The 10875-nt window shown below is 66.2% G+C and carries 14 protein-coding genes; 6 read left to right on the top strand and 8 right to left on the bottom strand.

The genetic code is table 11. The features are described from left to right. Positions 1 to 824 (bottom strand): helix-turn-helix domain-containing protein (locus AC1DY5_RS05440; protein ID WP_478109390.1); only part of this gene is annotated, 824 nt, incomplete at its 3' end. 259 nt (positions 825 to 1083) lie between these two features. Here AC1DY5_RS05440 and AC1DY5_RS05435 point away from each other — a divergent pair. Together AC1DY5_RS05435 and AC1DY5_RS05430 are read left to right on the top strand one after the other, a co-directional pair. Continuing rightward, positions 1084 to 1275: a hypothetical protein gene (locus tag AC1DY5_RS05435; protein WP_478109388.1), complete on the top strand. Its 192-nt coding sequence runs from the start codon at positions 1084 to 1086 to the stop codon at positions 1273 to 1275. Between the two features lie 419 nt (positions 1276 to 1694). Beyond that, positions 1695 to 2267, top strand: a complete 573-nt coding sequence (locus AC1DY5_RS05430; protein ID WP_478109387.1) for a ComEC/Rec2 family competence protein — start codon at positions 1695 to 1697, stop codon at positions 2265 to 2267. Between the two features lie 43 nt (positions 2268 to 2310). On the opposite strand, the gene AC1DY5_RS05425 is transcribed toward AC1DY5_RS05430, so the two are convergent. Further along, the gene (locus AC1DY5_RS05425; protein WP_478109385.1) at positions 2311 to 3342 is read right to left on the bottom strand and encodes an isocitrate/isopropylmalate dehydrogenase family protein; all 1032 of its coding nucleotides are present in this window, start codon (positions 3340 to 3342) and stop codon (positions 2311 to 2313) included. 135 nt (positions 3343 to 3477) lie between these two features. Here AC1DY5_RS05425 and AC1DY5_RS05420 point away from each other — a divergent pair, with 135 nt between their 5' ends. From AC1DY5_RS05420 to AC1DY5_RS05410, 3 genes are all read left to right on the top strand, one after another. After that, positions 3478 to 3969 (top strand): hypothetical protein, encoded by a 492-nt coding sequence (locus tag AC1DY5_RS05420; protein ID WP_478109383.1) that lies wholly within the window; start codon positions 3478 to 3480, stop codon positions 3967 to 3969. 136 nt (positions 3970 to 4105) lie between these two features. Beyond that, positions 4106 to 4738 carry a response regulator gene (locus tag AC1DY5_RS05415; protein WP_478109382.1) on the top strand — a complete coding sequence of 211 codons (633 nt, stop codon included), beginning with the start codon at positions 4106 to 4108 and terminating at the stop codon, positions 4736 to 4738. 205 nt (positions 4739 to 4943) lie between these two features. Next, positions 4944 to 5489, top strand: coding sequence for a hypothetical protein (locus AC1DY5_RS05410; protein ID WP_478109379.1), 546 nt, complete (start codon positions 4944 to 4946; stop codon positions 5487 to 5489). Here the strand turns inward: AC1DY5_RS05410 and AC1DY5_RS05405 are convergent. Then, positions 5486 to 6433 carry an adenylate/guanylate cyclase domain-containing protein gene (locus AC1DY5_RS05405; RefSeq protein ID WP_478109376.1) on the bottom strand — a complete coding sequence of 316 codons (948 nt, stop codon included), beginning with the start codon at positions 6431 to 6433 and terminating at the stop codon, positions 5486 to 5488. The two genes, AC1DY5_RS05410 and AC1DY5_RS05405, sit on opposite strands and share 4 nt — an antisense overlap. 302 nt (positions 6434 to 6735) lie before the next feature. On the opposite strand from AC1DY5_RS05405, the gene AC1DY5_RS05400 reads away from it, so the two are divergent. Continuing rightward, positions 6736 to 7068, top strand: coding sequence for a hypothetical protein (locus AC1DY5_RS05400; RefSeq protein WP_478109374.1), 333 nt, complete (start codon positions 6736 to 6738; stop codon positions 7066 to 7068). 198 nt (positions 7069 to 7266) lie between these two features. Here AC1DY5_RS05400 and AC1DY5_RS05395 read toward each other — a convergent pair whose 3' ends face one another. Genes AC1DY5_RS05395 through AC1DY5_RS05375 form a run of 5 tightly spaced genes read right to left on the bottom strand, consistent with a single transcriptional unit; the run spans position 7267 to position 10874 of the window. Then, on the bottom strand, positions 7267 to 8190 hold the full coding sequence (locus AC1DY5_RS05395) for an LD-carboxypeptidase (RefSeq protein WP_478109372.1): 924 nt from the start codon (positions 8188 to 8190) through the stop codon (positions 7267 to 7269). Continuing rightward, positions 8187 to 9287 (bottom strand): tRNA adenosine(34) deaminase TadA, encoded by a 1101-nt coding sequence (tadA, locus tag AC1DY5_RS05390; RefSeq protein WP_478109371.1) that lies wholly within the window; start codon positions 9285 to 9287, stop codon positions 8187 to 8189. Before tadA ends, AC1DY5_RS05395 begins: the two co-directional genes overlap by 4 nt. Next, positions 9277 to 9498: a hypothetical protein gene (locus AC1DY5_RS05385; RefSeq protein ID WP_478109369.1), complete on the bottom strand. Its 222-nt coding sequence runs from the start codon at positions 9496 to 9498 to the stop codon at positions 9277 to 9279. The genes tadA and AC1DY5_RS05385 overlap by 11 nt, the downstream gene beginning before the upstream one ends. Positions 9499 to 9505: 7 nt before the next feature. Further along, entirely contained in the window at positions 9506 to 10132 is a 627-nt protein-coding gene (locus AC1DY5_RS05380; protein WP_478109368.1) for an FMN-binding negative transcriptional regulator, read from the bottom strand. Positions 10133 to 10187: 55 nt separating this feature from the next. After that, complete coding sequence (locus AC1DY5_RS05375) at positions 10188 to 10874, bottom strand: ankyrin repeat domain-containing protein (protein WP_478109364.1); 687 nt, start codon at positions 10872 to 10874, stop codon at positions 10188 to 10190. Position 10875 lies beyond the last annotated feature (1 nt).

The following is a 10875-nucleotide window of genomic DNA, read 5'->3' as shown; positions in this document are numbered from 1 at the left end:
TTCCTGGGGTAGGGCGCCTGGCCCTGATTCGTACGCGAGGGAGTGTTGGAGATGCGGCGATCGTCACGTTGTGCCTGGATCACCAGTGCCGCCTGCAGGGCGTGGCTCAGGCGCTTGTTCTCGACGATGGCGGCTGTGTCCACCTGCGGCAGTCGGTCGTAACGCTCGTAGGCCAGATTGGCACCATCGGATCTCAGTTCGATCCGGCCATCCGGGTACTCGAACACATCGATGTAGCGATGCATCAGCTTGCGATTGGCCGGCGCCGATTCCGTCGGCACGAAATGCAGCTGCATCAGCCGGCTTGTGGCATCGTCAATGAACACCAGCAGCGTGCAGGCGCCCGCCCGGGCCTCGAACCACGCATGGTCGCTGCCGTCGATCTGGATCAGCTCGCCGACGCATGCGCGGCGGTTGCGGGGCTGGTGGATCTTGGCCGCGCGCTGTTCGCGCGGTGTCCACAGACCCGCGGCCGTCATCAGCGTCCGCACGGTCTCAACACCAAGTGTCAGGCCATGGCGTTCGGAGAGCTTCTCGCTTGCCAACGTAGGCCCGAAGTCGGCGTAACACTTCCGGATCAGCCCGATCGCGCGGTCCGAGACCCCCGGCGCCAACTGGTGGTTGCTGGATCGGCCTCGCTTGCGCGAAACAAGCACGGCAGCGCCTTCGTCCTTGTACCGCTGGACCAGACGCTCGAGCTGCCGTCGACTCAGGCCGAGCCGCTGCGCGGCGACGCGCGCCATCCGGTCCACCACGGCCTGGATGGTCTTGAGGCGATCGGCTTCGCGCATCGACATGGTGATAGGTGCCGCCGGTGTTGCCATCGCTGTGCCTCGGATCCAGGAGCTGGACCGGGACAACAATGCGACATTTCTATTTGGTCAAAACACGACATTACTATTTGGGGCCTACATCTTTGGATAACACAATGTTGATTATGTTAAATCAACGACATCAGAAGCAGGAGCCCCCAGATCGCGACTCTGCCCTGAGACCCCCTGCTGACCTCCTCCCGGTGCTAGATTGACTCTGCTTCGCGAAAACCAGCGATGAGCAAGGCGCACCATGATTCCGGACGGAAGGATGTTTGCCCAGATCGACAAATTTCTGACCATCCAGGGTTACGCACCAGACGAGTGTTGCGTGCGCTTGGCCGGGGTCTCGCCGAACGATTTTGCGACCGCCGCGTTCGACACCACCGCAGGTTGCTCGACCTATGCCATCGATGTGCATTGGAGCGACATCGGGTTCGCGGTGTGCTGGGGTTGCCTCTAGCCTTTGACGGTCGAATTTGGCCCCAGCCCAATTTCCCGTCGAATTTTCATGAGCTGTGGCTCGCGAACTGACGTATATCCGGCAAGGAATTCCGACGCCTCGCAGCTATGCCTACGAACTGTTCACCGATTCAGACCCCACGTACATCGGCATCACATCCGTTCGGGTCGTCCCGGGCCCGAGCCTTCAGTTTCCACCCGCGTACGCCGCACCGACATCGCTCTCCGGAACGGCATTCGAGCTGATGGCATTCGAAACGGGACAAGGCATGTGCAGCTTGCTGCTTGGACAATTCGACGCCCAACTGATCGACGTCGGGGCTGGCATGCCATTCAAGAGGAAGCATAACCGGCAAAGCCTGAAAGGAACGCAACGCCCTGCAGAACGACCTCAAGACGAAACTCTCCGCCGCTGCTTCGGTGACGAGCACCAAAGCCATCATCTCGCATCTCGACTCCGACCATTGGAGACTGCTCGAGTGGAACTCCTCCTTGCTCTCGATGGTCAGCGACGTGGTGCTTCCGTCGGGCCAGCCTGCGCTCGCACTCAAATCAAAGCACATCAAGCCCAAGGTCAGCAGCGAGGGTTCGCTCGCCACGACCCTCGGGGCCGCAAGCGACGAACTGAGGGTCTACAGGAGCCGGTCCAAGCACTCGGACCGCAATGGAGAGTGCCTGGTCTGCGAAGTGGAAATCGCTGGGAAGAAGGCGCTGCTTGCGGGCGACTATGTGTACAGCCGAATGAAAACGGATGGCCTCGCGGCCATCGCCCGGTTCGTCCGGACGCCCTATGACGCAATTGTCATTCCCCACCATGGCGACAAGGCCAGTGCAAGAGATGTCCCCTCGCCTTCGGCGCACGTCAAATCCCTGGCCTTCTTTTCGGCTGGCAACCCCGGCCCGTACGGCCACCCTCCCTACACAGGCATCCGTCTCGGCACATCAGCTACAAGGCTTCAAAGACAAGACAGCCAGCAACGCGGATTATCCTGAAGCAGCCGCTGGTCCCCTGACCGCGTGGCGTTCCGGGTGGTGCTCAGCCGCCCCCGATCCGGCCCACCACGGCCTTCGCGAAGGCGGCCGTCCCCGCAGTGCCGCCCAGGTCCCCCGTGCGCACCTTGTCGATGTTGAGCGTTTCGTCGATCGCCCGGCGCAGGCGCGTGGCCAGATCCGGCAGCTTGCAGTGGTCGAGCATCAGGGCCGCCGCCAGCATCAGTGCGGTCGGGTTGGCGATGCCCTTGCCCGCTATGTCGGGCGCCGAGCCGTGCACCGCCTCGAAGATGGCGGCGTCGGCGCCGATATTGGCGCCCGGCGCCATGCCCAGGCCGCCCACGAGACCGGCGACCAGATCGGAGAGGATATCGCCGAACAGGTTGGTCGTCACGAGCATGTCGAACTGCCAAGGATTCAGCACCAGCTTCATGGCACAGGCATCGATGATCACCGTGTCGAGCTCGAACTTGCCCTTGTACCTGCGTTCATAGAGGTCGAGCCCGGTCTCCAGGAAGATGCCGGTCAGGGCCTTCATGATGTTGGCCTTGTGCACGATCGTGACCTTCTTGCGGCCGGTCGCGATCGCGGTCTCGAAGGCATATTCGAGCAGCCGCCGGCTGCCCTGCCGCGTGTTGATCCCGGTGGCCATGGCCACCGCATGCGGGTCGCCGTCGATCGGAATGTAATGCTCGTGGCCGATGTAGAGGCCCTCGAGGTTCTCGCGCACCACCACCAGGTCGATGTTGTCGAAGCGGCCACCGGGAATGAGGGTGCGTGCCGGCCGCAGGTTGGCGTAGAGCCCGAATTCCTCGCGCAGGCGCACGTTCGATGATCGGTAGCCGCCGCCCGATGGCGTCTCGAGCGGCCCTTTCACGGCCAGTCGGGTTCGCCGAATGCTGTCAAGGGTGGCCGAAGGCAGCGGATCGCCGGCCGCCTGCACGCCGGCCAGGCCGCCGAGCTGGCGGTCCCACTCGAAAGGCGCGCCCAAGGCGTCGAGGGCGGCGAGTGTGGCATCGACGATCTCGGGGCCGATGCCGTCGCCGGGAATCAGGGTGGCGGGGATGACAGTGGACATTCGCAATGCTTCCAGAGAATAGGACAAGGACTTGAATCGACCGATTATGGCGGCGCCGATGTACGGCCCGGCGACGCGAAGGTCAGCAGCTACCCTATCGCGCCGCCTCGCGTTCGAAGGAATAATCCTGTAGCCATGACACAAGCACTTTCAGACCGCGAGACTTTCACGGGCGTGCTGATCACGCTGGTGCGCCAGCGCTCTGCCGTCTCGGGTGGCGGCAAGACCTCGCGCACCGGGCTGCAGGCCAGCGTGCCGGTGAACGAGCGGCCTGCGGTGCGGCGCGGTCTCGATGCCTTGCTGGAGCAGGGTCTGCTCGCCTCGAGCGGCGAGGACATCGGCCTTTCCGCCAAGGGCAAGCTCTTCATGGCCCATGTGCAGCGTGCCCGCGGCGAGACCCCGAGCGCCCATGAGCACGACGACAAGAGCCAGGCCGTTCTATCGGCGATCCTGAGCGCCATCGAGGCCGACGACCGCTTGAGCCCTCAGGGGTCGATGGACGATGTGCGCACCCTTCCGGCCCGTCTCGAAGACTATCGGGCCAACCGCGCACCGCGTTTCTCCAAGACCCTGCTCGTGATGGGCGGCATCGCCGCCGCGGCCGCCGCCTTCGCACTGCTGCGCTGAGTCCGCGCGATCGGGCGTCATCCGATGGACCGCCATGCACACGCATATCTCCTACGCGTGTTCGGGCCGTCGGCAGACGTGAAGCGGCCGCCCTTGCCCGCATGCTCCTCGTACCCCAAAACTTGAGGAGAAATCGATGATCAAGATCGGAATCGTGGATGACCATGCGATCGTTCGCTCGGGGCTGCGCGACTTCTTTTCGCAGCACGTGGACTTGCGCGTCGTCGGCGAGGCCGCCAGCGGGCGCGAAGCCATCGACTTGGTGCGCAACCACGAGATCGACGTGCTGGTCATGGACCTGTCGATGCCGGGGCAGAGCGGCATCGATGCCATCGCCATGGTGCGCGCCAAGGCGCCCGACACCGGCATCCTGATCCTGAGCGGCTACCCCGAGGAGCACTACGCGATGAGCCTGATCCGCCAGGGCGCGAGCGGCTACCTCAACAAGGAATGCGAGCCGAAGGAAATCGTCGAAGCAATCCGCACGATCTCGCTCGGTCGGCGCTACATCACCCCGGGCGTGGCCGAACTGCTGGCTCGCCAGCTCGACCGCAACACCGACGCGGCCCCGCACGAGCAGCTCTCCGAGCGTGAATTCCAAGTCTTCCTGAAGCTGGCCACCGGCGAGACCGCCGGCAGTATCGCCGAGCRTCTGTCCTTGTCGGTAAAGACGGTGAGCACCTACCGCAGCCGGCTGATGGAGAAGATGAACCTGGCCTCGAACAGCGATCTCACCTACTACGCGCTGAAGAACCAGCTGATCAGCTGACGCGGGGGGCCGGACTTGTTCCGGCTTTCTGTGGATAACACTGTGTGAAGTGCCTGGACGGCCATGCGCGAAGCATGGCCCCACGCGGGATGCGACTCCGTTGCCTGCGAAACTTGCAGTGGGGGTTTGCGTCGTGTTTCGTCGTGCCGGCGGCCGGGCCGTTAAGCTAGGCGGCCCTCTTCAACGGCCGAAATCGCCCTCCCCCATGACGACTATCCAGTCCCGACGCAAGCTCATCGTGATCATCCTGCTGTGCGTGGCGGTCGGCGGCGCGATCATGCGCCAGCTGGCGCTGCCGGGCTCGACGACGCGGGACATCGGCACCCTGCTGATGCTGCTGTGGATCCCGATCATCGGCAATGTCATCTCCTGGCTGATCGCACGTCTTCGACGCCCCGTGGCGCCTGAGGGGTCGCCCTTCGAGAACCGGAGCGCATTCGAGCCGCAGCTGCTGGTCGAGCTGACGCTGCGTCCTCCGATGCTGCCGGCCGAAGACGTGCCGGTGCCCGCCGGAGAGCACCGCTGCGCGCTCGTGGTCGGCAACGAGGCCTTCTCGGCCCGCTGGTGGGTGCAGCCGGATCGGAGCTTTCGGCGCGGCAGCACGCAGGCGCTTGAAGTGGAATTCCTTGCGCCGCAGCTCGCGTTGCCCAGGCTTCTGCCCGGCGCCAGCTTCAAGATGCTGGTCGGTGAATCGTTCATTGGAGACGGCCGCGTGCTGCGCCCCGTCGAGCCCGCCCTGGTAAGCGCTTAGCGGAGGTCGCGCCGCGCCAGCAGCACGTTGCCGCCGGTGGTGTTGAACGAGATGGTCGGCGCGCTGAAATCACTGAGCGGCGCGCCCAGTCCGATTTCGCCGCTGCCGTGCAGCACGCATTCGTCGCGCCGCAGCGCGATTTCGCCGCTGGCCCCGGCGGTGCCGTGAAAACGGACCCAGGTCCCGTAGGTGCTGACATCGACCAGCACGCAACTGCCCTGCCGGGCCTCGATCCGCGCGTGCAGCCGCGACACCCGCGGATCGTTGACGACGAACTGCGCCTCGTCGACCCGGCCCAGGTGGATCGGCAGATCGGAGGCGCTGAACATCGAGCGGACATCGAGCCAGGCCAGTTCGATCTGGCCAAAGGATGAGTCGGGACCACGCGGCTGCTGCACCAGCGACGCCGGCATCGTCAGGAACTCGGACACTTCGTCCTGCCAATCGATCCGGTGCACCACCGGCATCTCGTTCTTGCCCCGGATGTTAATCGGCCCGAGGCTGCGATGGCGGACCTCGCCGCCATGCAACTGCTCGATGACCGATTCGGTGGCCCAGATCTGCCCCGGCCCGGCCAGGTCGCTGAGGCGCGAGGCCAGGTTGACCGCATCGCCGTAGCAATCGCCATCGACCTCGACGACCTCCCCGCTGGCCACGCCGATCTGCAGCTCCATGCGCAAGGGCGCCGGCCAGGTCTGGAGCCGCTTCTGGTGGTTGCGCTGCATTTCAACCACGGCGCGGGTCGCGCTCATGCCCTCCGCGAATATCGCAAACACGCCATCGCCCAGCGATTTCACGACACGACCACCATGGGATTCGCACACGCCGCCGATCCATTGCGTCAACCGCGTCACCGTTTCGGTGGCGCGCGCATTCCCCATAGCCTCGAAGACTCTGGTACTTCCCGTCAGATCGGCAAATACGACAGTGGAATTGGCGCCCATGTTGTGCAGTTTTTGGTAGCTCTCGCCCTTCGATTATGGCAAAGCAGGGACCAAACACGGCGCCGAAAGCTCAAATCGGGTCGCTGGCGCGCCAAGCTGTTGCTTTTTCATTTAGACACACGAGGCAAATTTCGTTTTGACTTAGAAATGAGAACTAAGGTATCAACTTGTTAAACCAGTTCTTGAGCAGATTCGTGAAGTATGTTGTTTTTGAACATGAAATGATGTTTCTACGCTTGTGTGGCTCCTGGGCCAGCCTTAACGTAGCACCTGTCAAGGTTTTGGCCACACGCCTTACTCCCATGGTGTCACCCAGCAGTCTCCTTCGCTTTCTGTCTCTCCCCGGCTTCGGCTTTCGCCGTTCCGCGGACCGCCAGATGGGGCAGATCCGCACGGCCATGCTGTCACTGCTGCAGGTACATGGCGGCCACACGATACAGCGCGTCGCCCAACGCGTGCGTTTCGCCGGCGACCTCGAAGCCCTGTGGTACCTGCGCCAGGATGTGTTGACCGCACTCAGTGCCGTCGATGGCGAAGTCGCTGCCCGGCGCCAGATGCGCCAGATCAACCGCCTGTTCAAGGGCGGGCTCCCCGGCTCCATGGAGCCTCGCACCCACCACCGCATACACGGCTGAGGTCACGGCTAAGCCCAAGGTTGCCCGTACTTCGTGTCAGGGCCGGCCAATCGATACATCCCCGCGTCCCAGTTCTCTCGGCGRCGCGTAGCGTACGCCTGTTCGTGGGCCGCCGCGGAACCGGCTTTGCCGGGCCGCTGGCGGCGCCCCCGGTAGGGGGTGGGCGGCTACACGCAGTGAGCCAACCTGGGGGCGATCCTAGTGCCTGTGGCCCCAGACCATGAAGACGTCGCGGCCGTCGGCCGCAAGTTCCACCTTGGCGCCGACGGGCAGCAGCACCTTTGTCGGGACATGGCCGAAGGGCAGTCCGGTCAACACTGGGGGCTTGATCAGGCCGCGCAGGCGGTCCACCACGGTCTGCATGCCGAAGCCACGGTCGTGCGGGACCTTCCGGATCCCGGTGAACTTACCGAGCAGAACCGCCTTCTGCCGCCCGAGCACACCCGCTTGACGCAGCTGGTCGAGCATGCGCTCGACCCGGTAAGGATGCTCGTTGATGTCCTCGAGGAACAGCACGCCCTTGTCGATGGCAGGAAACCACGGCGTGCCCAGCAGGCTGGTCAGGACACAGAGATTGCCGCCCCACAGCACCGCGTCGCGGATGCTGCGCAATGGCGGCAGGTCGACGCTGTCGGGCGCCGGCATGCGCCAGCCGGTGCCCTCGCCCTGCCCTGACAGCAAATCGTCGAAGCAGGCTTCCATGATGTCGTCGGCGCCCGCCTTGGCGCCGAAGTCTTCGCCCACCGCCGGGCCGGCCCAACTCACGGCGCCGGTCTTGGCCTGCAACGCCAGCTGGAAGGCAGTGAAGTCGCTGAGCCCGACGAACTCGGTGCCGCGATGGATCGCCTTGGCCACGGCCTTGTAGGGAATCGCATCGAGGATGCGGGTCAGGCCATATCCGCCGCGCGAGATCAGCGCCACGTCGGCACCGCTGGCCGCGGCGCGCGAGATCGCTTGCAGACGCGTGGCGTCGTCGCCGGCGAAACGCTGGTGCGTGGCGAGCGCCGACTCGTCGACTTCGACCTCGTGGCCCAGGGACTGAAGGCGCTTGACGCCGCGCTTGAAGGCGGCCTTGTCGCGCACGGCGCTGGAGGGCGAATAGATGTAGATGTGCTTTTTCACGGGGCGAAGTATCCCATTGCCTCGCGCACCCGCTGGGCCAGCATCGCCGCTTGTTCGGGGGTCGGGCCGCCCACGTCCTTCGGGATCGGGCCGAGCGCCCGCAGCGCGGCCTCGTAGCCGCGGTCGGGGAACGGGGCGCGCCAGGCCTCGCTCGCCGGCCCGGTGCCATCCGGAACCGGCAACACGCAAGCGAAGCGTCCGGGCGCGGCAGCGGCCAGCCCGGCGGCCCAGACCGCGGCACCGGCGCTGTGCAGCAATGCCAATGGCCCCGGCTCGAGTCGCTGTTGCGCGAGTCGCTCCAGCCAGTCGAGCAGCAGGTCCCAGTGCCAGTCGAGCCGGTGCACCGCTTCGCGCTTGGGCTTGTCGCTCTTGCCGAAGCCGACCAGGTCGGGCGCCAGGATTCGCAGCCCTGGCGTGCCCGCGAGGTGCCGGAAGAAGTAGCTCCACTCGCCCGGGCCGTGCAGGCATAGGCAGGTACAGGGCGCGTCTTGCAGCCCCTCGTCGATGTAGTGCATGCGCCAGCCGTGCTGGCTCGGCAGGTCGCTGACGTGGTGCGGCTCGAACGGACAGTCGAGCAGCCCGGCGAAGCGCTCGGCCGGCGTGCGCAAGGCGTCGTCGCGCAAGGGCTCGGCCGCTTCCCGGGCGGCGCTGCGGCGGCGCTGGAAGAAGCCTTGCAGGAGCGCCTGGCATTCGTCCGCCAGAACACCGCCCTGCACTTCCGTGCGGTGGTTGAGCCGGGTCTCGCGAAACAGGTCGACCACCGACCCGGCGGCGCCCGTCTTGGGGTCCGCGGCGCCGAACACGACCCGGGCCAGCCGCGCATGCAGCATCGCGCCGGCACACATCGCGCAGGGCTCAAGCGTCACGAACAACTCGCAGCCGTCGAGCCGGTAGTTGCCGAGCGCGGCCCCACCCGCCCTCAGGGCGTTGATCTCGGCATGCGCGCTCGGGTCGTGCAGCGCGATCGGCGCATTGCGTCCGCTGGCCACGACCCGGCCTTTCTTGACCAGCACCGCGCCGATCGGCACCTCGCCGGCTTCGGCAGCCTGCCGCGCCTCGGCCAGCGCGAGCGCCATCCAGTCGGCGTCAGTTGTCATCGGTCACGGGTCGCGCCTGCACCGCGGCATCGAGCGACTTCTTGAACTGCTGCTGGATCTGCTGGCTTTGCGCGCGAACGTCGCCCGCCGGCGCGGCGCCCGCCGCGCTGGGGCCGGCCGGCAGCACCGGCGCCGCGACACCGGCCAGCTGCTTCTTGACCAGCAGCCCGACGATGACCAAGGCGAGCAGCAATCCGAGCAGTCCGAACATGCGCATCTCAAGCCTCCCCGGCGATGCCRAGCCRCAGCATCCAGTCGGCAAGCGCGCGCTCGTCGGCGGTGCCTTCGCGGTAGGTATCGAACATCGCGGCATGGGATTCCTTGCGGTGCTGGTTGAGCTTGACCTTGCACTGCAGCGCGATCACCTTGAGCTCGAAGCCGACGATGCCGTTGAGCATCTTGTGTTGGAACTCCTGCCCCAGATCGCGCCATTGCTGCGCGTAGGCCGGTTCGTGCTGGCCGATCAGGCGCTTGAGCAGCGCGTCCTTCCCGTCCGCGCCCTCGATCAGGCGAGCCTCGACCGTGCAGTGCACGGCCAGGTAGTTCCAGGTCGGCACCCGCGCCAGGTCCGGGTAGACCGAGGGCGAGAGGTAGGCGTGCGGCCCCAGGAAACTCACCAGCGCCCGGGGTCGGGCCTGCAGGTAGCGCCAGTGGGCATTGGGCTTGGCGCAATGGCCGAAGAGCATCAGCCCGTCCGGGCCGCTCTCGTCCAGGACCAGCGGCAGGTGCGTCAGGTAGGGCAAGCCCTCGTCGTCGCTGGAGATCAGGGTGGCGAAGGGATGGTCGTGCATGAGCCGCGCGGCGATGGCGCGGTCGGTGACGTTGAACTGCGGCGGCATGTACATGGGGCGTGATCCTGCGATCCCTCGATGGGACCGCCCGATTGTCCCCGAGCCGCCGCTACCTCGCGCCGGCCGCGCGCAGCTTTTCGACCATCGGCGCGTAGCCGCGGGCGCTCGCGAGTTGCAGCGGCGTCTGGCCCTGGCGATCCGCGAGCTGCAGGTTGGCGCCGGCATCGACCAGCGCGACGAGCGTGCGCTGGTGGCGCGGCCCGCCTTCGCCGAGCACGATGGCCTCGATCAGCGCGGTCCAGTGCAGATTGTTGACGTGGTCCAGCGGCGCACCGGCGGCGATCAGCCGGCGCACCACCTCGTCGTGACCGAGATGGGCCGCGGCGATCAACGCCGTGCCGTCGTAGCGGCTGGTGGTCTGACCCGGCTTGGCACCCAGGGACAACAGCAGCGCCAGCGTCGGCACATCGTCGGCGACCGCGGCGATGGTCACGGCGTCGTAGCGGTCGTTCTCGAACGCGTCGAGCTTGGCACCGGCTTCGGCCAGCATGCCGATGGCGTCTCGCTGCCGCGCGTGGGTCGCCACGTGCAGCGGCGTGCGGCCCAGGCCGTCGCGCGCCTCGAGGTCGGCACCGCCGGCGATCAGCGCTTTCATTTGCGCCAGGTCGCCGCGCCAGGCCGCGCGATGCAGGCCCTTGTAGGCCTGCGCCTCAGCGGCGCTCGGCGCCACCTGAGCTGCCACCGGCGCGGCCAGCCAGGCTCCGGCCAGCGCGAAGGCGAGCAGAACGGCCTTCATG

The organism is Variovorax sp. P4_D9, from assembly GCF_056401695.1.
This window is presented reverse-complemented; position numbering and strand designations above follow the sequence as displayed.